Annotated in this window: 22 protein-coding genes; 12 read left to right on the forward strand and 10 right to left on the reverse strand. The window is 32.5% G+C overall.

Annotated features, from left to right (window positions below):
• Positions 1 to 12 precede the first annotated feature (12 nt).
• Positions 13 to 477, reverse strand: a complete 465-nt coding sequence (locus ABGB03_RS10765; RefSeq protein WP_347922520.1) for a hypothetical protein — start codon at positions 475 to 477, stop codon at positions 13 to 15.
• Positions 478 to 654: 177 nt separating this feature from the next.
• On the opposite strand from ABGB03_RS10765, the gene folE reads away from it, so the two are divergent.
• From folE to ABGB03_RS10790, 5 genes are all read left to right on the forward strand, one after another.
• Positions 655 to 1,332, forward strand: coding sequence for a GTP cyclohydrolase I FolE (gene folE / locus ABGB03_RS10770; protein WP_347922521.1), 678 nt, complete (start codon positions 655 to 657; stop codon positions 1,330 to 1,332).
• Positions 1,333 to 1,368: 36 nt separating this feature from the next.
• Positions 1,369 to 2,856 (forward strand): cysteine--tRNA ligase, encoded by a 1,488-nt coding sequence (gene cysS / locus ABGB03_RS10775; RefSeq protein WP_347922522.1) that lies wholly within the window; start codon positions 1,369 to 1,371, stop codon positions 2,854 to 2,856.
• A 2-nt stretch (positions 2,857 to 2,858) separates the two neighbouring features.
• A complete protein-coding gene (yidD, locus tag ABGB03_RS10780; protein ID WP_347922523.1) occupies positions 2,859 to 3,098 on the forward strand; it encodes a membrane protein insertion efficiency factor YidD in 240 nt (79 codons plus the stop codon).
• Between the two features lie 196 nt (positions 3,099 to 3,294).
• On the forward strand, positions 3,295 to 4,131 hold the full coding sequence (gene lgt / locus ABGB03_RS10785) for a prolipoprotein diacylglyceryl transferase (protein WP_347922524.1): 837 nt from the start codon (positions 3,295 to 3,297) through the stop codon (positions 4,129 to 4,131).
• A 2-nt stretch (positions 4,132 to 4,133) separates the two neighbouring features.
• Complete coding sequence (locus tag ABGB03_RS10790; protein ID WP_347922525.1) at positions 4,134 to 4,637, forward strand: DUF192 domain-containing protein; 504 nt, start codon at positions 4,134 to 4,136, stop codon at positions 4,635 to 4,637.
• A gap of 154 nt (positions 4,638 to 4,791) precedes the next feature.
• On the opposite strand, the gene secDF is transcribed toward ABGB03_RS10790, so the two are convergent.
• Both secDF and ABGB03_RS10800 read right to left on the reverse strand, forming a co-directional pair.
• Positions 4,792 to 7,758: a protein translocase subunit SecDF gene (secDF, locus tag ABGB03_RS10795; RefSeq protein WP_347922526.1), complete on the reverse strand. Its 2,967-nt coding sequence runs from the start codon at positions 7,756 to 7,758 to the stop codon at positions 4,792 to 4,794.
• Between the two features lie 222 nt (positions 7,759 to 7,980).
• On the reverse strand, positions 7,981 to 8,595 hold the full coding sequence (locus ABGB03_RS10800; protein ID WP_347922527.1) for a hypothetical protein: 615 nt from the start codon (positions 8,593 to 8,595) through the stop codon (positions 7,981 to 7,983).
• Between the two features lie 253 nt (positions 8,596 to 8,848).
• Here ABGB03_RS10800 and ABGB03_RS10805 point away from each other — a divergent pair, with 253 nt between their 5' ends.
• On the forward strand, positions 8,849 to 10,525 hold the full coding sequence (locus ABGB03_RS10805) for a formate--tetrahydrofolate ligase (RefSeq protein ID WP_347922528.1): 1,677 nt from the start codon (positions 8,849 to 8,851) through the stop codon (positions 10,523 to 10,525).
• A gap of 70 nt (positions 10,526 to 10,595) precedes the next feature.
• Here ABGB03_RS10805 and ABGB03_RS10810 read toward each other — a convergent pair whose 3' ends face one another.
• The 6 genes from ABGB03_RS10810 to asnB form a co-directional block, all read right to left on the reverse strand.
• The gene (locus tag ABGB03_RS10810; protein WP_347922529.1) at positions 10,596 to 11,264 is read right to left on the reverse strand and encodes a hypothetical protein; all 669 of its coding nucleotides are present in this window, start codon (positions 11,262 to 11,264) and stop codon (positions 10,596 to 10,598) included.
• 17 nt (positions 11,265 to 11,281) lie between these two features.
• Entirely contained in the window at positions 11,282 to 12,208 is a 927-nt protein-coding gene (mdh, locus tag ABGB03_RS10815; protein WP_347922530.1) for a malate dehydrogenase, read from the reverse strand.
• A gap of 131 nt (positions 12,209 to 12,339) precedes the next feature.
• The gene (locus ABGB03_RS10820) at positions 12,340 to 13,386 is read right to left on the reverse strand and encodes a DUF6588 family protein (RefSeq protein WP_347922531.1); all 1,047 of its coding nucleotides are present in this window, start codon (positions 13,384 to 13,386) and stop codon (positions 12,340 to 12,342) included.
• Between the two features lie 165 nt (positions 13,387 to 13,551).
• Positions 13,552 to 15,501 (reverse strand): DNA topoisomerase (ATP-hydrolyzing) subunit B, encoded by a 1,950-nt coding sequence (gyrB, locus tag ABGB03_RS10825; RefSeq protein ID WP_347922532.1) that lies wholly within the window; start codon positions 15,499 to 15,501, stop codon positions 13,552 to 13,554.
• Between the two features lie 306 nt (positions 15,502 to 15,807).
• Positions 15,808 to 16,830: a dipeptide epimerase gene (locus ABGB03_RS10830; protein WP_347922533.1), complete on the reverse strand. Its 1,023-nt coding sequence runs from the start codon at positions 16,828 to 16,830 to the stop codon at positions 15,808 to 15,810.
• 86 nt (positions 16,831 to 16,916) lie between these two features.
• A complete protein-coding gene (gene asnB / locus ABGB03_RS10835; protein ID WP_347922534.1) occupies positions 16,917 to 18,578 on the reverse strand; it encodes an asparagine synthase B in 1,662 nt (553 codons plus the stop codon).
• A gap of 244 nt (positions 18,579 to 18,822) precedes the next feature.
• On the opposite strand from asnB, the gene ABGB03_RS10840 reads away from it, so the two are divergent.
• Together ABGB03_RS10840 and ABGB03_RS10845 are read left to right on the forward strand one after the other, a co-directional pair.
• Complete coding sequence (locus tag ABGB03_RS10840; protein ID WP_347922535.1) at positions 18,823 to 19,332, forward strand: DUF2911 domain-containing protein; 510 nt, start codon at positions 18,823 to 18,825, stop codon at positions 19,330 to 19,332.
• A gap of 149 nt (positions 19,333 to 19,481) precedes the next feature.
• Positions 19,482 to 20,015 (forward strand): DUF2911 domain-containing protein, encoded by a 534-nt coding sequence (locus ABGB03_RS10845; RefSeq protein WP_347922536.1) that lies wholly within the window; start codon positions 19,482 to 19,484, stop codon positions 20,013 to 20,015.
• Positions 20,016 to 20,065: 50 nt separating this feature from the next.
• Here the strand turns inward: ABGB03_RS10845 and ABGB03_RS10850 are convergent, their stop codons facing one another.
• Positions 20,066 to 20,695 (reverse strand): 7-carboxy-7-deazaguanine synthase QueE, encoded by a 630-nt coding sequence (locus ABGB03_RS10850; protein WP_347922537.1) that lies wholly within the window; start codon positions 20,693 to 20,695, stop codon positions 20,066 to 20,068.
• A gap of 105 nt (positions 20,696 to 20,800) precedes the next feature.
• On the opposite strand from ABGB03_RS10850, the gene ABGB03_RS10855 reads away from it, so the two are divergent.
• The 4 genes from ABGB03_RS10855 (at position 20,801) to ABGB03_RS10870 (ending at position 24,184) form a co-directional block, all read left to right on the forward strand.
• Complete coding sequence (locus ABGB03_RS10855) at positions 20,801 to 22,351, forward strand: helicase HerA-like domain-containing protein (RefSeq protein WP_347926415.1); 1,551 nt, start codon at positions 20,801 to 20,803, stop codon at positions 22,349 to 22,351.
• A 73-nt stretch (positions 22,352 to 22,424) separates the two neighbouring features.
• The gene (locus tag ABGB03_RS10860) at positions 22,425 to 22,979 is read left to right on the forward strand and encodes a hypothetical protein (RefSeq protein ID WP_347922538.1); all 555 of its coding nucleotides are present in this window, start codon (positions 22,425 to 22,427) and stop codon (positions 22,977 to 22,979) included.
• Positions 22,980 to 23,342, forward strand: coding sequence for a cupin domain-containing protein (locus ABGB03_RS10865; protein ID WP_347922539.1), 363 nt, complete (start codon positions 22,980 to 22,982; stop codon positions 23,340 to 23,342).
• A 14-nt stretch (positions 23,343 to 23,356) separates the two neighbouring features.
• Positions 23,357 to 24,184, forward strand: coding sequence for an alpha/beta hydrolase (locus ABGB03_RS10870; RefSeq protein WP_347922540.1), 828 nt, complete (start codon positions 23,357 to 23,359; stop codon positions 24,182 to 24,184).
• The last annotated feature ends 6 nt before the right edge of the window (positions 24,185 to 24,190 follow it).

The following is a 24,190-nucleotide window of genomic DNA, read 5'->3' on the forward strand; positions in this document are numbered from 1 at the left end:
TCATGAGGGAGGTTAATTTTGATGTTGGGACTTAATTATAATATAATAATCGGTGTTGTCTACTCTAAAAACTTGTGCTTGTTTTGCGTAAAAATCGAAATTATATTTTAATGGATTAAATTTGGCTTTTTTAAATTTTTCTCTTTTTAAAGATGTATTATACTTATCAAACAAAGGTACTTGAGATAGTAATTTATAATCTTTTGGGTAATTAGGCAAATTAAGTATTTCAACTCTATTTCTAAGAATATTCTTAATGCTTTTTAAGCGTTGTGGATTATCTAATACATTTTTCTGGAGCGTTTCACCATAAATATCTGTAAGCATTTCTTTTTCCATGCTATTTAAAGGAGTATCAACATTAGAGTCAAAAATAACCGTTTTTGAACCAGAATAATTAGAAACAGATTGTGCATTAGCTATCCCAGCGATACAGAATAAAAATAAAGTATTAAGAAAAAGTAATGTTTTAAGCATTTTCTCGTCAATTGTAATAGCGGTGAAAAAGTAAGCAATATTTGATAAATAAAACGTTCTGTTCGTTGAAATTATTACATATATCGTTCAAAATTAATACTTTGTTAATTCAACTGTTAAAATTCAGGAAATGCTTACCTTTGTGCCCTGTTTATTTGTTTTTAAATAGCATTATATATGAAAATAGAAAGAGAAATTGAAGATTTTGATTCTTTAGGAGATAATCATGTTGGAACCTCTTCAGATACACCATTAAGAGCAGACGCTTTTAAATTGACTAGAGAAGAAAAAATTGATATCATAAAAGATGATGTTAGGCACATTATGGAAACCCTTGGTCTGGACCTAACAGATGATAGTTTACAAGGAACACCAAATCGTGTCGCTAAAATGTTCGTTAAAGAAATATTTGGTGGTTTAGACCCAAAGAATAAACCCAATGCTTCTACTTTTGATAACAAATATAAATATGGCGAAATGCTTGTTGAAAAGAACATTACTGTGTATTCAACTTGCGAACACCATTTATTACCAATAGTTGGAAAAGCACATGTTGCCTATATTTCTAATGGTACAGTTGTAGGTCTATCTAAAATGAATCGTATTGTAGATTATTTTTCGAAAAGGCCACAAGTGCAAGAGCGTTTAACCATACAAATAGTTGAAGAACTCCAAAAAGTTTTAAACACTAAAGATGTAGCTTGTGTTATAGACGCAAAACATTTATGCGTAAATTCTAGAGGAATTAGAGATACAGAAAGCAGTACAGTAACTAGTGAATTTGGAGGCAAATTTAAAAGCAAAAAAACTAGAAGAGAATTCTTAGATTATATTAAATTAGATACACAGTTTTAAAAGTGCTCAAAATCAACCAAAATCTATTTAATTAGCATGCAACTTTATAAAAATCAAGAATTAAAAATATATAATTCATTAACCAGTAAAAAAGAAATTTTTAAATCTATAAATGAAGGCTATGTAGGTATGTATGTTTGTGGTCCAACAGTTTATAGTAATGTCCATTTGGGTAATGTACGAACGTTTATGTCGTTTGACATGATTTTTCGTTACTTCAAGCATTTAGGATATAAAGTTCGTTACGTTAGAAATATTACTGATGCTGGTCATTTAGAAAACGATGCAGACGAAGGAGAAGACAGAATAGCAAAAAAAGCACGTTTAGAGCAAATAGAACCTATGGAAGTTGTGCAAATGTACACGGTCGATTTTCATAACACGCTTAATAAATTCAACTTTTTACCTCCTAGTATAGAACCTACAGCTACTGGACACATCATTGAACAAATTGAAATCATTAAAGAAATTCTTGACAAAGGCTTAGCCTATGAAGTTAATGGCTCGGTTTATTTTGATGTACATAAATTTAACGAAACCCATAATTACGGAAAATTAAGTGGTCGTAATCTAGAAGATTTAATCCATAATAGTAGAGCGTTGGATGGTCAATCTGACAAGAAAAATCCACAAGATTTTGCTCTTTGGAAAAAAGCCGAACCTCAACACATTATGCGTTGGCCCTCCCCTTGGAGTGATGGTTTCCCTGGTTGGCACTTAGAGTGTACGGCAATGAGCACAAAATATTTGGGTGAACAATTTGATATTCATGGTGGCGGTATGGATTTAAAATTCCCTCATCACGAATGTGAAATTGCTCAAGCTGAAGCTTGTAATGACAAGAGTCCTGTAAACATTTGGATGCATGCAAATATGCTGACTTTAAACAGTCAAAAAATGGCAAAATCTACCGGAAATAACATTTTACCTAATGAAATTTTTACTGGAGAAAACGATAAACTAAATAAACCTTTTTCACCAAGTGTTACTAGGTTTTTCATGATGCAGGCGCACTATAGAAGTATTCTAGATTTTAGTAGTGCAGCGCTAGAAGCCTCAGAAAAAGGATTTAATAAGTTGATGGATGCTGTAAATACATTATCAAAATTAGAAGCATCTAACACCACTACCAATTTTGATATTTCTTCATGGAAGCAGAATTGCTATAATGCTATGAATGATGATTTTAACACACCTATTTTAATTGCTGAATTATTTAGTGCTGTTAAATTTATTAATCAAGTTAAAGACGGAAAGGCAACAATTTCTCAAAAAGATTTTGACATCTTAAAATCAACTTTAAATGTATTTATTTTTGATATCCTTGGATTACTAAACGTTTCAGAAAATAATACAAATGGTTCAGACAAATTATCTGACACAGTTGAGTTACTTATTAATATGAGAGCTGAAGCTAGAGTAAACAAAGATTTTGCTTTATCTGATAAAATTAGAGATGAATTAGCAGATATTGGAATTCAACTTAAAGATGGTAAAGACGGAACAACGTTTTCGACTAACTAATCATGCTTAAAAAAATTATTATTGCGCCTTTTATTTTTTTGGTTAGAATTTATCAAACGATAATATCTCCATTAACACCAGCCACATGTAGATATCAGCCAACTTGCTCGCATTACACCGTTGAAGCCCTAAAGAAACATGGATTACTTTTTGGCGGTAAATTGGCAATAAAACGTATTTTTAGTTGTCATCCTTGGGGAGGAAGTGGTTACGACCCTGTTCCAGAAAAGGATGACAACTAAAAATTGCCCTTGCGCCAGCTCGCACGTTCGCTAAAAATGTACACCGTACATTTTCTTTTTCGCTTCGTCGCCTTGGGGAGGAAGTGGTTACGACCCTGTTCCAGAAAAGGTTGATAAAAAATAATATCTACACTTATAAAAGGATTCAATAATCCATTTCATTTAATTATATTTACGTATCAAACTTTGATTATATATGCACTTTTTACAAATCGTTTGGGATCCGCAATCTGAAGGTATTCCAATTTTTGGTGATTTTAAGATTCATTACTATAGCATGATGTGGATGGCAGCCTTTATTTTAGGTTGGTATATCATGAAAAAAATCTACAAACACGAAAATCAAACCGAAGATAAATTAGATTCCTTATTTATTTATTCCGTATTAGGAATCATGATTGGTGCTCGTGTTGGTCATGTGGTTTTTTATCAATCTGAGCTTATTCTAGACGATCCTTTAAGTATCTTTTTACCATTTAAATTTGCTGGCGGATTTGAATTTACAGGCTTTCGCGGTTTAGCTAGTCATGGCGCAGCTATTGGTATGATTATATCTATGTATTTGTACAATAAAAAAATACTAAAAAAATCAGTTATTTGGATTTTAGATCGTGTAGTTGTTCCTGTAGCACTTGGTGCTATCTTCGTAAGGATAGGAAACTTCTTTAATTCTGAAATGGTTGGTTATAAAACAGATAGTAGTTTTGGTGTTGTATTTAAAGCGCTAAATGAAGATTTTGCAAGACATCCTGGACAACTATATGAAGCCTTTGGGTATGTATTTGTGTTTTTAATTCTTTGGTTAACTTATTGGAAGTCCAAGAAGCGTGAACAAACAGGATTTCTTTTTGGGTTGTTTTTAGTAATGCTTTGGACTGTTCGATTCATTGTTGAATATTTTAAAGAACCTCAAAGCGGTGAAGATTTAGCTGCATTTTTTGGTAACGTATTAAACAATGGCCAATTACTAAGTATTCCTTTTATAATCATTGGTTTATATTTCATGTTTCTCTATAAGCCAAAATCTGAATAGTTATGAAACTCAATAACTTTACAAAATCATTAATCCTTTTGGCTATAAGTTCTTTGTTACTAATAATAAGCTCTTGTAAAGAAGAAAAAAAAATTATAACACCAACCAAAATCACATTCAAAAAAGAAGGTGAGTTAAGCTTATATAAAGCTGTAAATGACTCTTTAATTGCTTCTTTTGATATCGAAATTGCCGATAACGATTACGAAACACAAACAGGTTTAATGAATCGTGAATCTATGAAAGACAGCAATGCAATGCTTTTTATATTCCCTAATATGCAAATGCGTTCTTTTTATATGAAAAACACGCTTATACCATTAGATATTATTTATCTAGATAACAACAATACTATAGTTAGTATTCAAGAAAACGCAAAACCATTAGACGAAGCTTCTTTACCTTCTGGAACACCTGCACAATTTGTACTTGAAATAAATGGTGGTCTATCACAACAATTAAATATTGAAGTTGGTGATAAAATGTCTTTTACAAAAACTAACTAATTATTTTATTCTTACCTTTTTAATCCAATATAATACGTCTTTATTTTAGGAATTCATTTAATTAAGAGCAATAAAAAAACATACATTTTTTTACAAACTAAAAAAAGCCTCTCCAAAAGGAAAGGCTTTTTAAATTATATAACTCAAAGAAAAACTACTTCTTCTTTTTATCTAACTTATTTACTGTATCGTGCATTACTGGTGTTGCTATAAATACAGACGAATATGTACCAACTATAACACCCACAATTAATGCAAATAATAATCCTCTTAACGAATCTGCACCAAAAATGAACATTGCTAATAACACTACTAAAGTAGTTAAAGAGGTGTTTAACGTTCTACTTAAAGTGCTATTTAAAGCGGTGTTTACTGTTTTTCCAAACTCCCAACCTGTATGCTCATTTAAAAACTCTCTAATTCTATCAAATACTACCACAGTATCATTAAGTGAGTAACCTATTACCGTTAATATCGCTGCAATAAATGCTTGATCAATTTCCATACTAAATGGCATAAATTTCCATGTAATTGAGAATACACCTAGTACAATTAATACATCATGAAATACTGCCGCAACAGCACCTAATGAGAATTGCCATTTTTTAAATCGTAATAAAATGTATAAGAATACCACTATTAACGATCCTAATACAGCCCAAATAGAAGATTTCTTAATATCATCGGCTATTGTTGGACTAACTTTTCCAGAGTACATTATACCTACATTATTATCACTATCATTAAAATCATCATAGCTTAATCCACTTGGCAAAAATGTCCCTAAAGATTGATAGAGTTTACTCTGTATTTCCTCATCTACCTCTGTTGAATTTTCATCAATCTTATATTTGGTAGATATTTTTAATTGATTAGCACTACCTATAGTTTTTACTTCAGCACTTCCAAATGTTGCTACTACAGCGTCTTTAACTTCTTCGGTGTTTACATCTTGGTCAAAACGAACAGTATAAGTTCTTCCTCCAACAAAATCAATACCTTCATCTAAACCTGTCGTAAATAATGAAGATAAACCAACAATAATAATAACTCCAGAAATCACATAAGATATTTTACGCTTTTTCAAGAAATCAATATTGATGTTTCTAAACAGTCCTTTAGTTAAAGATGTAGAGAAATCTAATTTTCCTCCTTTATTTACATACCAATCAATGAGTAATCTAGTAATAAATATGGCTGTAAATAATGATGTTACTATACCTATTAATAAAGTTGTTGCGAATCCTTTAATTGGCCCTGTACCAAATACAAATAAAATTAACGCTGTTAATCCTGTAGTAATATTGGCATCTAAAATTGAAGATAGTGCATTACTAAATCCATCCTTAATTGCTTCTTTTTGTCCTTTACCTTTAGATATCTCTTCACGAACACGCTCATAAATAAGAACGTTTGCATCAACTGCAATACCTATTGTTAATACAATACCAGCAATTCCAGGAAGTGTTAATACAGCTCCTAAACCTGCTAAAATACCAAAGATTAAAATAATGTTCAACACTAATGCTATATCCGAAAACACACCTGCTTTACCATAGTAAAATATCATCCAAACTAATACTAAGGCTAAAGCAATCATAAAAGACTTCATTCCGCTATCGATAGCTTCTTGACCTAATGATGGTCCAACTACATCTGCTTGAACAATCTCTGCTGAAGCTGGTAACTTACCTGCTCTTAATACGTTTGCTAAATCTATTGCTTCATTTAATGTGAAGTTTCCAGAGATTGATGAGCTTCCTCCAGATATTGGTCCAGTTGTTACTCCTGGTGCAGAATATACTATATCATCTAAAACAATAGCTATTTGGCTTTGTTGTGCATAAGCTCTTCCTGTCATTTCTTCCCAAACCTTAGCACCTCTAGCATTCATTTGCATAGATACTTCTGATTCTCCTGTAGGTCCAAATTGGTTACGAGCATCAGTCACAACCGCTCCACTTAATTCAGGTGTATTATCTCTATTTCCTTTTAAAGCATAAAGCTCAACAAGCGGATTCTCTTTTGTTTGCTTTCCCCAAACAAACTTAGCATAACGCTGTTCTGCTGGTAATAAAGCTCGTACTTCACTTCTATTTAAATATTCTAATACTATTTGTTTGTCCTTCGCTTCAAACATAGCTAACATAGGCTGTCCTGTTTGACCAGGAACCCTAATTAAATCAAATAAAGGTCCTAAAGTAGCTACATCGGTAGAATCTGTAGTAGTTTCACCTAACAAATCATCTATGGTGCTATCTTGCTCATCTTGCGATTCAGCTTCATTGGTTTCAGTTTTCGTATCAACTAATCCTTTTAAAACTTCATTTGCTTGATTTAAAAAGACTCCTAATTCTTCAGCTTTATAAACATCCCAAAATTCTAATTGTGCAGTTGTAGTAATTAACTCTGTTGCACGTTGCTTATCTTTAACACCTGGTAATTCTACCAATATACGCCCTGAAGTTCCTAAACGTTGAATATTTGGTTGTGTTACTCCAAATTGGTCAATACGTTTACGCAAAACTTCAAATGCAGAAACGATTGATTCGTCAATCTTTGTTCTTAAAATTGGCTTTACTTCATCGTCTGTCATGTTAAAAGTGATTTCATCACTTAAATCACGATTAGCAAAAATATCTGGAGATGCTAATTTTGTGTCACCTTTTATAGCATCGAATGCTACAAAGAAATCGTCTAAATATGTATTCTGACTATTTTTTTGTAGTTCTTCAGCATCATTTAATGCTTTATTAAATACAGGGTCTTTACTCTTGTTTGCTAGTCCCTTTAAAATATCATCAACCTGAATTTGAAGAATAACACTAATACCTCCTTTAAGGTCAAGACCAAGGTTCATAGATTTCTCTTTAACTTCGGTATATGTATATTTTGCTATACCAATATTAAAGACTTCTAGATTGTTTAGAGAATCTAAATATCTTGCTTCTTCAATTCCTCTAAGAGCATCGTATTCATCTTCTGTTTCTGCAATTTTAGCTATCGCTGCCTCTTTTGCATTGCTTTCAATTTGATTTGCTTTAAATGTAAATGATAATTGATAAATACTTACCAATCCAAATAACAGGGCAAACAACTTTACTATTCCTTTGTTTTGCATTACTAAATTGTTTATTGGGTCAAACTATCCCTGATTTTCAGGAGGAGCAAATATAATTTTACTCGTAATTTGACAATTAATGTTTAAGTTTATATTGTTATTTAAAAAGCTTTTCGATTACATACAAAAAGCATTTATAATTTGTGCAATTAAAAATTTTGAATTCAATAATTGACTTTAACGCTTGAAGTAATAGGAAACACCTAGCCTCAGCTAATGGTATCACCCTAAAAGATAAGGTCCAGCTCTAACCTCTGGAATTTTATGAGAGTTACAACTAAATACAAATCTATTTTGGTTATAGATTTTATAAGCAGTTGTTTCATTTTGTTTATGAAAGTCGAAAATACTCGACGTTTTATAAGCAAAATAATTAGTTTCTAAATTTTGTTTATAACCTTCCTTTGAAGATGACGAAGTGGTTACATATTGAATATTAAAATCAGTATCAGAAACTGTTTTAATTTCATATACATCAAAATTAAATGAAGCTTTAGACTTTTCTGCAGGAACTTGAGAAGGAGGCTCTTCATTAAGAGAAATTGCACCAAAATTTGATAAAATTCGCTTTATGTCTGAAACTTTAGACATACTATGATAAGTAATATTAAACTCACCATTATCAAACTTGGTAACTTGAATATTAGATACACCTACCGCTTCCAACTGATGCTTTATATCCGAAACAGCTTCCTCTACCTCATCGTAATCTATAGCATTGCTTGTAAAATATAATACTATTTCCTGATTAGGCTTAGATATATGTTGTTGAGTTACAACTCCGCTTAAAAAAGCTAAAATTATAACAAAACCAATTATATACCATTTTTTATTCATGCGCCAAATATATGATTTACCAAAAGATTTGGCAATAGAATTGGGATATTTATATAAAAAGAACAGAATGTAACCGATAGAAAGAATTATATGTTCGATGAAATTAAAAAATCTAATAATCTAAACGAATTTATATATCATTTTAACTATTTTTATTCCCGCTTAGTTTTTAGCAAGTAAAATTTAAGCTTGCTTTTAAATATTAGCTGTAAATTAATTACATTCAACCTCTTAAAAATTAAACTAACAATCTATGGCGCATTTATCTGACATTGAAATCGCTCAAGCAAACGACATTACACATATTAAAAACATTGCAAAAAAATTACTTATTTCTGAAGACGATTTAGAACTATATGGTAAATACAAAGCAAAGCTTCCTTTAAATCTGATTGATGAAAATAAGATAAAACAAAATAATCTAGTGCTTGTAACTGCCATTACACCAACTCCTGCAGGAGAAGGAAAAACAACAGTTTCTATTGGCTTAACCGAAGGTCTTAACAAGGTAGGCAAGCAAGCAACAGTCGTTTTACGCGAACCTTCGCTTGGTCCTGTTTTTGGGATTAAAGGTGGAGCTGCTGGTGGTGGCTACTCTCAAGTAGTACCAATGGAAGATATTAATTTGCATTTTACTGGTGATTTTAATGCTGTTGAAAAAGCTAACAATTTATTATCTGCTTTAATTGACAATAATATACAGAGTAAAACACGAAATTTAAACATAGATCCTCGTACCATTTTGTGGAAACGTGTTATAGACATGAACGATCGTGCTTTAAGACAAATAACAATTGGTCTTGGTGGAACAGCAAATGGTGTACCTCGTGAAGATGGTTTTAATATTACACCAGCTTCCGAAGTGATGGCTATTTTATGTATGGCGACAGATTTTGAAGATTTAAAGAAACGTCTTGGTGATATTTTTATTGGTTTTACATTTGACAGAAAACCAATTTTCGCAAGAGATTTGAAGGCCGAAAATGCAATGGCTATTTTATTAAAAGATGCTGTTAAGCCTAACTTAGTACAAACCTTAGAAGAAAATCCTGCTATTATACATGGTGGTCCTTTTGCTAATATTGCACAAGGAACAAATACCATTATTGCTACAAAAATGGGACTATCATTATCTAACTATGTAGTTACCGAAGCTGGTTTTGGTGCAGATTTGGGTGCTGAAAAATTCTTAAATATTAAGTCTGCATATGCAGGATTAAATCCAAAGTGTGTCGTATTAGTTGCTACTGTTAGAGCATTACGTCATCATGGAGGTGTTCAAAAAGAAGATTACAATACACCTAATTTAGATGCTGTAAAAGATGGGTTTAAAAACTTAGAAAAGCATATTGAAAATATTAGAAAATACAATATTGAGCCTGTTGTAGCTATCAATGCGTTTGTTTCCGATTCTGAAGAAGAGATTAATTATGTAAAAGCTACTTGCGAAAGTTTAGGTGTACAAGCAGTGTTATCAGAAGGTTGGGCAAAAGGTGGTGAAGGCACAAAGAATCTTGCAAATGCAGTTGTAAATGTGGTTGAAAATAAAGCGACTCAATACAAACCACTTTATGATTGGAAAAGTCCTGTAAAAGAAAAAATTGAAACTATTGCCAGAGAAATTTACGGTGCAGATGGTGTGATTTATGATAAACTAGCCGAATTAAATCTACGTCGTATTAATAACTTAGGATTTAATGATTTTGCTATATGTATGGCAAAAACACAAAAATCTTTTTCGGATGATGAGAAGCTTATTGGAAGACCAACTGGGTTTAAAGTCACTGTTCGTGAAATAGAAATTGCTGCTGGTGCCCAATTTATTATTCCAATACTTGGAAAAATGATGCGAATGCCTGGACTACCTGCTGTTCCAGCATCGGAAGGCATGTCTATTGATAAAGACGGTGTGATTTCAGGGTTATCATAAAAAATAATTAAGCATAAAAAAAACCAGCCAATAGGCTGGTTTTTTTTATTTATAAAGTTCTAAATCTCTTTTAGTTTTTAATTTCTGGCTGCGCCATTTCTTCATAGCCTTCAAGTATCGTCATACTAAACTTATCATCAGATACAGTTTCTTCATTAATTTCAGTCACTTCACTTGTTATTGTTAATTTCATTCCCATTTGTGACACATTGATGGTCGAATATAATGGAAAACCTCCAACATCAACACCTAATGCAGTTGTTTGTTGTGAGTAAGCATCGATTGCTTCAGTAGTATACAATTCCATTTCCATAGTTTGTCCTTGCACCTCAGCCGTTAAAAAATATTGCTGACATTCATAACCCAAGATAGTTTTGGTCTTATCTCCCTTTTTTACCGTCACCTTACTAGAATCTACTTGAGAATCATCCATAGAGCCTTTCACATATTTTTTTCCAAGCATTGGATTATTCATATAGGTTATCATTTCATTAGTTGCTCCATCTGCAATTACAATCATATCCCCTGTCATCGGACTAGAAGCTTCTGTTCTCGATTTTTTACCTTTAAAATAGGTTGTAGAAGTAGTGTTTCCCATTGATGCAATTTGAGCATTTGCTTGCTCATTATCACTTGACATTTTTTGGGTAACTATTAACTTCCCTTCATTTATTTTACTTTGAGAATACCCAACAACACTTAATGTTAAGGCAACTACTAATACTAATACTTTTTTCATATTTTCAGTTTATAAATCTATAGTTCTAACAAACTGTTAGTCTTTTTAACGCCTTCGGCACTTTCTTCCATATGTGCTTTTTCAGCATCACTCAATTTTATTTCAACGATTTTTTCAATTCCATTTTTTCCTAAAATTACTGGAACACCAATACATAAATCATTCAAACCATATTCCCCTTCTAATAACGTTGAGCATGGAAACATTTTTTGTTGGTCGCAAGCAATTGCTTGAACTAATCCTGAAACTGCAGCTCCAGGTGCATACCAAGCAGAAGTACCTAACAGTTTTGTTAATGTCGCCCCTCCAACTTTCGTGTCTTCTTTTACTTGGTCTAAACGTTCGGCAGATAAAAACTCAGTAACTTTTACACTATTTCTGGTTGCATGATCAGTTAAAGGAACCATACCTTTATCACTATGTCCACCGATTACCATTCCATCTACATCGCTAATAGGAGCCCCTAAGGCTTCTGCTAATCTATATTTAAAACGAGCTGAGTCTAATGCACCTCCCATTCCAATAATTCTGTTTTTTGGTAATCCTGTTGCTTTATGAGCTAAATATGTCATGGTATCCATAGGATTACTAACAACAATAAGAATTGTGTTTGGAGAATGCTCAATCAAGCTAGAAGCTACTGTTTTAACTATACCAGCATTAATGCCAATTAATTCTTCTCTTGTCATTCCTGGTTTACGAGGAATACCAGAAGTAATTACACAAATATCACTATTTGCGGTTTTTGAGTAATCTCCAGTCGTTCCTGTTATTTTTGTGTCAAAACTATTTAATGAAGCACACTGCATTAAATCCATAGCTTTTCCTTCAGCAAATCCTTCTTTAATATCTAATAAAACGACTTCTGAAGCAAAATTTTTAAAGGCGATATATTCTGCACAACTTGCTCCTACAGCTCCTGCTCCTACTACTGTTACTTTCATTTGTTTTTTCTTAATTTAAGGTTTGTATTGTGTTGTTTTTTAAGACTGCAAAATTACAAATAATTCTACTCTAAATGAAGAAAGCGCAAGATAATATCTTACGCTTTCTAATTGTTTATTGTTATGGTTAATTATCTAAAACTAAAAGCTATACCAGCAGATGCTGTATTATATTCCTGTAATGTATAATCTGCGAATATTTTAAAGAATGCTAAATTTAATCTTGCTCCTAAAGAAGCTCTCATCCCTTTTCCTTCAAAGTTTAAATTAATTGGATCGGTAACGGAGTCACTATAACTACCTATTACAGTTCCACTACCATCTTCAACTTCATACTCTAAATCGTAGGTTCCTTTTAATTTTATAGACGATTTCCCTCCATTATACCCAACACTTCCATAAAGTGTTACAATTTTAAAATCTAACGAGCCTATAGCTTGTAAGGTCCATGTTTTCATTTCGAAAACTGCTTCGCCATTTGTTACTGTAATCTCATCCGAAGGATTATCATCTTCAATACTATATGATACATCCATATTAGTGAAAGCACCCAACACAGATATACTTAATGGGAGTTTATCTATTGGTCCTAAATATTGAGTTAAATCATGTTGCAAGCCTAGTCCAATTAGATTAGCTTCAACAGAATCATCAAAGTTTAGCTTTGGCACATATCTCAGTTTTATATCAGTTTTAAAAGGTAATCCAACACCAAGTTGCACCATTGGAGCAGGCACTCCATTTACTGGCAAATCTTTAGTTATACCACCAGGCATTTCAAAACTAGCTACATTATAAGTTCCATCACCATTATCAATCTCAACATCTACCGTTGTCTCCAAATCATTTTCACTCATAACAGTTGGTAAGGAAGTTTCGCCATTAGGTAATGTTAAATATGAATAATCACTAGGTACAAATGAAAATAATTTATCGGCATCTGGAACAAATGAAGCATTAGCGCTTATAGTTAGGTCAAATCCAAGAGTTTTATGCACTTTTCCAGTTGTAGCCCAACCTCCATTAATACTATACATTAATCCTTTCATAACTGGATTAATATAGTTTTCAGTTAATTTACTTGCATCTTCAGATGCTAATAACAAACTCTCTAATTCTTGAGAATGTGACGTATGCATCGCTATTAAAAGCGAAAACAAGAGGGATAATTTTTTCATGTTAAATAAATTTAGGTTTATCAAACATATGAAAAATATTTCAAAAAATAACGTTTTATCGAAAAAAAATAACATTTTATCGATGTTTTTATAATTCCTATAACAAAAAAATAGCCACACTATTTAGTAAATAATATGGCTGTTTTACAAAATTTTAATTACTATTTACGCATCTATATTTGCATAAATAGCATTTTTCTCGATAAATTCTCTACGTGGTGGCACATCGTCTCCCATTAACATTGAGAAAATGCGATCGGCTTCTATACCATTATCTATTTGTACTAAACGCATGGTTCTAAATTCTGGGTTCATAGTAGTATCCCAAAGTTGGATAGCATTCATTTCTCCAAGACCTTTATATCGTTGAATTTTAGAACCATCTCCAAATTCCGCAACAATCTCATCACGTTCTTTATCACTCCAAGCATATTTGCTTTTTGCACCTCTTTTAACTAAGTAAAGCGGTGGAGTTGCGATATAGATATGACCATTCTCAATCAATTCTTTCATATATCTAAAGAAGAAAGTCAAAATCAATGTAGCAATATGACTACCATCAATATCGGCATCACACATAATTACTACTTTATGATAACGTAATTTTGAAAGATTTAAAGCTTTACTGTCTTCTTCCGTTCCAATAGTTACACCAAGAGCGGTAAAAATATTTTTGATTTCTTCATTTTCAAACACTTTATGAGACATTGCCTTTTCTACATTCAATATTTTACCTCTCAATGGTAAAATAGCTTGAAAATTTCTATCTCGTCCAGCTTTTGCTGTTCCACCTGCCGAATCTCCCTCTACCAAAAATACTTCACATTTTGCTGGGTCTTGCTCTGAACAATCACTTAATTTTCCAGGCAAACCACCAATACTCATCACGGTTTTACGTTGTACCATTTCACGCGCTTTCTGAGCAGCATGACGTGCTTGAGCAGCTAGTATAACTTTTTGAACTATAATCTTAGCATCATCTGGATGTTCTTCTAAGTAATCGGTTAACATTTCAGAAACTGCTTGACTAACCGATGCAGAAACTTCTCTGTTTCCTAACTTGGTTTTTGTTTGACCTTCAAATTGAGGTTCCTGAACTTTTACAGATATAATTGCAGTTAAACCTTCACGAAAATCGTCACCAGCTATATCAAACTTTAATTTATCTAGCATACCAGATTCGTCGGCATACTTTTTAAGTGTATGTGTTAAGCCACGACGGAAACCAGAAAGATGTGTACCTCCTTCATGTGTGTTAATGTTGTTTACATACGAATGTAAATTCTCAGCGTATGATGTATTATAAATCATCGCAACTTCCACAGGAACACCATTTTTCTCACCTTCAAAAGCGATAACGTCTTTCATTAAAGGTTCTCTGTTTCCGTCTAGGAATTTGATAAATTCTTTAAGACCTTCTTCAGAATGGAATGTTTCACCTTCAAATTCACCATCATCTTTCTTATGTCTTTTATCAACTAAATGGATTGTAATTCCTTTATTTAAATATGCTAATTCACGTAAACGACTAGCAAGGGTATCATAACTATACTCTAAAGTTTGCGTAAAGATTGTAGAGTCAGGTCTAAAGGTTACTGTTGTTCCTCTTTTATCTGTCTCTCCAACTTGCTTAACAGGATACATGGCTTTTCCACGTTCATATTCTTGTTCGTAAACTTTACCTTCTCTAAAAACAGTTGCCTTTAAGTGTTCAGACAAAGCGTTTACACAACTTACACCAACACCATGCAATCCACCAGAAACCTTATAAGAATCTTTATCAAACTTTCCTCCTGCTCCAATTTTTGTCATTACAACCTCAAGTGCAGAAACACCTTCTTTTTTATGAAGATCTACAGGAATACCACGACCATCATCTTCGGTTGTGATAGAATTGTCTTCATTGATAATCACAGTAATATTATTACAGTGACCAGCTAAAGCTTCATCAATGGAGTTATCTACAACTTCATAAACTAAATGATGTAAACCTCTTGTACCAACATCTCCAATATACATAGATGGACGCATACGTACATGCTCCATTCCTTCTAATGCTTGAATACTATCAGCAGAATAATTATGCTTATTAAACTCTTCCTTTTCTTGACTCATATTACTATATATCTATAAGTTAAATTTTCATTTTATACCATAAAAAAAATGACACAAATTGTATCATTCCTAATACATACAAATATACAATTATTAAACCTCTTTTTTAAGGTTTTTATTGCATTTACCACATAATTATCAACATTTGTTAATTACGTAAAAGTGCCTTAAAATGCTTAAAAAGCACCTTAAAACGAATTTTAACGATTTTTCACATGAATTCAATTTTAAAAAATCAAAAACATTGCTCTAAGACGATTTTTTTGATTTATGTATTTGAATTTTACAAGAAATTTTAGCAGATTTTTAGCAATCAAAAAGTATAATTCCTGAGCCATTTTCATTAGGATATACAATTCTACCATAATCCAAATTCACACCTTTTGCTGTATCGTTTTTTAGCAACATAGCACCATCGGCATCTATATAATCTAAAAGCGGACCAATTTGCGCCAAATTTGAAATACCAACTGTAGATTCTGCCATACAACCAGCCATGACATTTAAATTAAGTTCTCGTGCCTTCTCTATCATTTTTAGAGCTGGTGTAAGTCCACCACATTTCATAAGTTTTATATTGATGCCATGAAATCCTTCGGCACATTTTTGCACATCTTCAAAACGTTGGCAACTTTCATCAGCAATTAATGGCAAAACACATTCTTTTTTTAAACGCTTCATACCTTCCCAATCATCAGCTTTTAGAGGCTGTTCAATAAATTCTACGCCAAGTTTTTTTAGCTGAATCGCATTTTGCAATGTTTCCTCGACAGTCCAAGCACAATTGGCATCAATTCTAAAGATAGCATCTGTGATTTTTCTAAGTTCAGAAATAATTATAACGTCCTGCTCAGTTCCTAGCTTAATTTTATAAATAGGCCAAGGTGTGTCCAATATTTTCTGCTTCATTATATCAATGGTATCAATACCAATCGTGTAATCACTTAATGGTGAATCTTCATTCCCCATGCAAAAATAGCTTCTTGTAGTTCTATCTTGAGATTTGGCATAATAATCCCAGTAGGCACAATTAATAGCACATAATGTAAAATAATCGTCTTTTAAATTTGGTTCTAGTAATTGCCATAAATCGTCTGGATGTTTTCCAAAAGCATTTTCAATAATGCTTTGTGATTTTAAAATAGATTCCTCAATTTTCTTATGTGTAATATTATAATATGGATATGGAATTGCTTCACCATAACCAGTATTTACGCCATTAGAAATTGAAACAACAACAGTATCTTGAGAAATCCTAGTGGATCTGGAAATCGTAAACGGATGCTTTAGGATAAGTTGAAATGATTTAGCTGCTAGTTTTAGTTTCATTGTCTCAAATATAGTTTTATAAAATAAAAAAGGTTGGCAAATTGCCAACCTTATCTAATAACTAATTAACCAACCAAATTAGTTACCTAATATGCATCATCATGTACTTTTGCCACTGCTCTTCCGGATGGATCGTTCATGTTTTTAAATGCCTCATCCCACTCTAGTGCAATTTTCGTACTACACGCCACACTTGGTTCTTGTGGCACACTTAAAGCTGCTGTATCGCTTGGAAAATGTGACTCGAAAATTGTACGATAATAATACTCTTCTTTGTTTTGTGGTGTTTGAATTGGAAATCTAAAATGAGCGTTTTCCAATTGATCATCTGTTACTTCTTCATTAACAACTTCCTTTAAAGTATCAATCCAGCTATAACCAACACCATCGCTAAATTGTTCTTTTTGTCTCCATACAACACTTTCAGGTAACATATCTTCAAAGGCTTTTCTAACCACCCATTTTTCCATACGTTCACCATTTATCATTTTATCTTGAGGGTTGATACGCATAGCCACATCCATAAATTCTTTATCTAAAAATGGGACACGCCCTTCAATTCCCCAAGCTGCCAAACTTTTGTTTGCACGTAAGCAATCATACATATGTAATTTACTTAATTTACGAACCGTTTCTTCGTGAAATTCTTTAGCATTTGGCGCTTTATGAAAGTATAAATAGCCTCCAAATAGTTCGTCCGCTCCTTCACCAGACAACACCATTTTTATTCCCATTGACTTAATAACTCTAGCCATTAAATACATTGGTGTACTCGCTCTAATAGTTGTTATATCATAGGTTTCTAATTGATAAATCACATCCTTAATGGCATCTAAACCTTCCTGAATTGTAAACTTAATTTCGTGATGAACAGTTCCAATATGGTCTGCTACTTTTTTAGCAGCTTTTAAATCTGGTGAACCCTCTAGTCCAACAGAAAAACTGTGTAGTTGTGGCCACCAAGCTTGTTCTTTATCGTCAGCTTCAATACGTCGCTCAGCATATTTTTTTGCAATAGCAGATGTTACTGAAGAATCTAATCCACCAGATAACAGCACACCATAAGGCACATCGCTCATTAATTGTCTGTGCACTGCATCTTCCAAAGCTTGTCTTACTGCTGCTATTTCAGTTTTATTCTCTTTAACAGCATCAAAATCTTCCCAATCTCGCTTGTACCATTGTACAAATTCACCATCCTTACTGCTCATATAATGACCTGGAGGAAACAATTCAATTTTTGTACACACGCCTTCTAATGCTTTTAATTCTGACGCTACATAAAACGTTCCTTGTTTATCCCAACCAATATATAATGGAATAATTCCCATGTGGTCACGTGCGATGAAATACTCATCCTTCTCTACATCATAAATAGCAAAGCCAAATATGCCATTCATCTCATCGATGAAGTCGGATCCTTTTTCTTTATATAATGCTAGAATTACCTCACAGTCACTTTCTGTTTGAAACTTATAATCAGGAAATTGCTTACGTAATTGACGATGGTTATATATTTCGCCATTTGCTGCTAAAATAAGTTTCTTGTCTTCACTAAAAAGTGGTTGTTTTCCAGAAGCTGGATCTACAATAGCTAATCGTTCATGAGCTAATATAGCTTTCTCATCACTATACACACCACTCCAATCTGGTCCACGATGACGAATAGTTTTTGCCATTTCCAGAATTTGAGGTCTTAATATTTCTGATTTTTCTTTCAAATCGAAAGCACATACAATACCACACATAATCTTTTTATTTAAATATTATAGTACAAATGTGTAAATTACATATCATATTATAAACACTTAAAGTATTATTAATTACATATTGAAATCGATTAAAAATATATTAATGATTTATTGTAACTAAAATTAACAAAAATTACAAGATACACTTGTAAATTGTAAAGTTTAACAAAATCTTGCAAGTTTTACATTTTCTATTCAATATTTTTAAAAAAAATAAAATTTAAAATTAATAAAATTACACATGAGAAAATCATCATTTATTTCTACAATTGCTTTCGCATTTATAATGTTATTATCAACTAATGTAGAAGCGCAAAAATTTGCAGGCTTAGATAAAAGCCCATTAGACATTAGCGTGTCAAAAGACAAATCTGTAAAAATTATTTACAGTAGACCACAATTAAAAGGTAGAGAACTAAGTAAGCTTGCTCCTAATGGAAAAGTATGGCGTACTGGTGCTAATGAAGGCACTGAAATCACTTTTAAAAATGATATGACACTTGGTGGCAAAAGTGTAAAAGCAGGAACTTATACGTTAACAACAATTCCAGGGGAGAAAGAATGGACAGTTATTCTTAACTCTACTCTTGGTACTTGGGGAGGTAATGCAAAATCTGGTGAAGTAACTAGATTTATGGCTAAAGCATCAACTAGTAGTGATTCACTTGAAGCATTTTCTATTGCATTTGACGATGATGGAAATATGCATTTAGGATGGGGAATTGTAAGAGTTGCCGTTCCTCTGAATTAGAACTTCTTTTAGATAATTTACTAAAGCCTCAACAATTTGAGGCTTTTATTATTTAAAAACTATTATCCCTTTGTTAAGTTTAACAAAACCTTTCGACTTATGAATAATAAATTCAATATTTTTAAAACAATTATTAAATAAAACTAAACATGAAAAAATCATCATTAATTACTACTATCGCTTTCGCATTTATTATGTTATTAACAACTAATGTAAATGCTCAAAAATTTCCTGGACTAGATAAGAGTCCAATGGATGCAGCCTCTCACCCAAACGATTACAAAGTATCTAATAAAGTTGCGAAAATCGTTTATGGTCGCCCACAATTAAATGGTCGTTCTTTAGAAAAACTTGCTCCTAACGGAAAACAATGGCGTCTAGGTGCTAATGAAGCTGCCGAAATATCTTTTTATAAAGATGTAACTTTTGGTGGTCAAGCCATTAAAGCTGGAACATATACAATGTCTGCGATTCCAGGCGAAAAAGAATGGACGTTAATTTTAAGTTCGGACCTAAATGTTTGGGGAAGTTATTTTTATAATGAAGAAAATGATGTTGCAAGAATTAAAGTTAAAGCAACAATGGCAGACGAATCACTAGAAGTATTCTCTATTGTATTTGACAAAGATGGAACAATGCATATGGGCTGGGATAAGGTTAGAGTATCTGTACCTATGATGTAAAAACCATATATAACAATTAAAAAAAGCCTTGATAAATCAAGGCTTTTTTATTAAGGTATATTCAAATACTTATGAGTTTGTAAAGACACTTTCCATTTAGGGTTTTCCATCACGTAGTCTACAATTAACGGAATTACTTTATCTCGTTTACTCCATTCTGGTTGTAAATACAAAATACAGTCTTTATTAACTTTAGCAGCTTGCTCTTCTGCAAATCTTAAATCATCTTTATTATAAACAATCACTTTAAGTTCATTTGCTTTCTCGTAGACTTCTTTTGTTGGAAGCTTCATTTTCTTTGGCGATAAGCAAATCCAATCCCAAGTACCAGTAAGTTCGTACGCGCCAGAGGTTTCAATATGCACCTTTGCTCCTTTTTCTTTTAAACCTTCTGTTAACTTAGTCATGTCCCATGTTAAAGGCTCACCACCTGTAACCACAACTGTATCACTATACTTTATTGCATTATTAATAATTGTAGACGTATCAGTTGGCGGATGCAAATTGGCATTCCAACTTTCTTTTACATCGCACCAATGGCAGCCAACATCACAGCCTCCAATTCTAACAAAATAAGCAGCAGTTCCTTTGTGATAGCCCTCTCCTTGAATGGTATAAAACTCTTCCATTAACGGAAGCATTTCACCTTTATTTACAAGTTCTAAAATTTCTTTCTTCATTGTGCGCAAAGATAGTTTAGAGATTCTAGTTTCTCCTTAAAACTTAAAACTATTTTTATTTTGATTTGATTAAGATTACTTATTTTTATGAAAATTTTACAGACCATGACTCGCAAAGAAGAATTCTTTAATCACATCACTCAAGGTAACACATTTAAAGGTGATTATATCACTTTGGGTTCGGCAATATTAGATGAAGAAACAGTTAAAAATGCCTATGTAAAAGTGCCACTAAAAACTATGAATAGACATGGTTTAATTGCTGGAGCTACAGGGACAGGTAAAACCAAAACACTTCAGGTATTAGCCGAAAATTTAAGCGAACAAGGTATACCTGTAGTTTTAATGGATATTAAAGGCGATTTAAGTGGTTTAGCACAACCAAGTCCTGGACATCCAAAAATTGATGAACGCCACGAAAAAATTGGATTACCTTTTGATCCAAAAGCATTTCCTGTTGAAATCATGTCTCTATCGGAACAAGATGGTGTTCGTTTAAGAGCAACGGTAAGTGAATTTGGACCTGTATTAATTTCGCGAATTTTAGATGTATCGGAAACTCAATCTGGAATTATTTCGGTAATATTTAAATATTGCGACGATAATAAGTTACCGCTTCTAGATTTAAAAGATTTCAAGAAAATTCTTCAATATGCTACCAATGAGGGCAAAAAAGAATTTGAAGAAGCCTATGGCAGAATCTCTACAGCTTCTACTGGTGCTATTTTGCGTCGCATTGTAGAACTAGAACAACAAGGTGGCGATTTATTTTTTGGTGAAAAGAGTTTTGAGGTTGAAGACTTAGTTAGAATTACCAAAGATGGTCAAGGCTACATAAATATTATTAGATTAACCGATATTCAAGATAAGCCAAAACTATTTTCAACATTTATGTTGAGTTTATTAGCAGAAATCTATGAAACTTTCCCTGAGCAAGGCGATTCTGGAAGACCAGAACTTATTATGTTTATTGACGAAGCGCATTTAATTTTTAACGAAGCTTCTAAAGCCCTTCTTAATCAAATTGAAAGCATTGTAAAACTTATAAGAAGTAAAGGTATTGGACTCTATTTTGTAACTCAAAACCCTACAGATGTGCCTGAAGCAGTTTTGAGTCAGTTAGGTTTAAAAGTGCAACACGCCTTACGAGCGTTTACCGCAAAAGACAGAAAAGCTATAAAACTAACAGCTCAAAATTATCCAGATACGGATTATTATGACACTGCCGAAGTATTAACTTCTCTAGGAATTGGTGAAGCATTAGTATCTGCCTTAGACGAAAAAGGACGTCCCACACCATTGGCTGCAACTATGATGCGAGCGCCTATGAGTAGGATGGATATTTTGGCTCAAAAGGAGTTAAATCAATTATTAGACGACTCGAAGTTAGTCTTAAAATATAATGAAGAAATTGACCGTGAAAGTGCTTATGAAATGCTCAACGAAAAAATTAAAAAAGCGGAAAACTTAAGGAAAAAAGAAGACGAACGTTTAGCACTTGAAGAAGAACGTGAAAAACTCAGAAAAGAAAAAGAATCAAATTCGAGAAAAAGATCTTCAACAAGATCCCAACGACAAAATCCTGTTATTAAAGTATTAACTAGCGCAACATTCATAAGAGCTGTATTTGGAGTTCTAAAAAAAGTAATGAAATAATCCCATAATGGCCATTTCACAACTACTGTCAATATAAACAAAACAAAAAACCTAAAGTCACATATATTTACAAATGAAACACTCAATCTTAGCCTTAATTCTATCTATTACCTTATTAATTTCTTGTAATAAAGAACAAGACCCTTTTCAAATAGCAACACAAAATGTTGGTAACCTAAACGATTCTACTCAAGTAAAAGATTTAAAGATGGTATTCGCAAACGATTCCATTGTTACCTCAGTAAGTGGTGATGAATTTAGTGGTAGTACAAACGATATTCTTGTTTACGAAAAAGGAGGTAAACAATTACTCGTCCTTTCACCATCTCAATCTCTAGATTCTACTGCAACCATTAGGACTGTTAGAGTTATTGATGAACGCTATAAAACACATAAAGGATTACGTGCTAACAGCACTTTTAAAACTGTTAGAGATAACTATAAGATTTCGAGCATTCAAAATACCTTACGTAATATTATTGTATCTATTGATGATATCAACGTGTATTTTACAATCGACAAGAATGAATTACCCGCTGAAATGCGTTTTGATATGAATTTAAAAATTGAAGCTATTCATATTCCTGATGATGCTAAGATTAAAAACTTTTTTATTCAGTGGTTTTAGATGAAAAAATACACCCTACAAAAATTACCTTTTATTGTTCCTACTGATGATGGTAAACTTATCGAGGAACATTTTGGAAATGCAATAAACAACAACCCAGAATTAAGTATTGCACATATGGTTGCACCTTCGGGTTGGAGCGAGCCTTTTCAAACACCTGAATTTGATGAATACACCTATATTCTTAAAGGCAAAAAGCAATTTATTATTGATGGTGAAACCATTGTGTTAGAAGCTGGACAATCTATAAAAATCAATAAAAATGTTAGAGTACAGTACTCAAATCCATTTACCGAACCTTGTGAGTATTTAGCAATTTGTACACCCGCTTTTTCTATTGACAAAGTTCATAGAGAAGACTAAGCACACCTATTTTTATGGAAAAATACATCATCAAACTTATTGGCTCCTATCTTAATGTATTAAGCTATGTTTCGGCAGATTACGCTGCAAACAAAGCACTACATATATTTTCAAAACCACGAAAAGGGAAGCTAACATCTAAGCAAGAAGTTTTTTTAAATTCAGCTAAAAAAGAAGTCTTACATTATGATGACTTAAAGATTGCAACCTACCATTGGAAAGGAGACAAAGCAACCATTTTGTTGGCTCATGGCTGGGAAAGCAATTCGGCACGCTGGAAAGATAAAATTGACAGTTTTACTAATGAAGGGTTTAATGTTATCGCTTTAGATGCTCCAGCTCATGGCGCGTCTGAAAGCAAATCTTTTAATGCATTACTTTATTCTGAATTTATAAATATTGTCGCTCAAAAATACCAACCTCAAATAGTTATTGGTCACTCAGTTGGTGGTATGTCATTAGTATTTTATCAACAAAAATATCGATTAGAATCTATTCAAAAAATGGTGTTGCTTGGAGCACCATCCGAATTTGAAGATATTCTCAAAAACTACATCAATCTTTTAGGCTACAATAAGAAAATTGAAAATAGCTTAAGCAGAATCATCATCAATCGTTTTGGTGCTGCGCCAACAGCATTTTCAACGTCTAAATTCGTTAAAGACATAGCTACTGAAGGACTCATCATTCATGATGTCAAAGACCCAATTATTCCTTTTTCTGATGCAACACTTATTACATCGAATTATAAAAACAGTACCTTAATTTCTACAAAAGGATTAGGTCATTCACTTAATAGTACATCTGTTACCAAAAGCATTGTTGACTTTATAAAAAGCTAATAATAA

Origin of the sequence: Pontimicrobium sp. SW4, from assembly GCF_039954625.1 — a bacterium.
Taxonomy (GTDB): Bacteria; Bacteroidota; Bacteroidia; order Flavobacteriales; family Flavobacteriaceae; genus Pontimicrobium.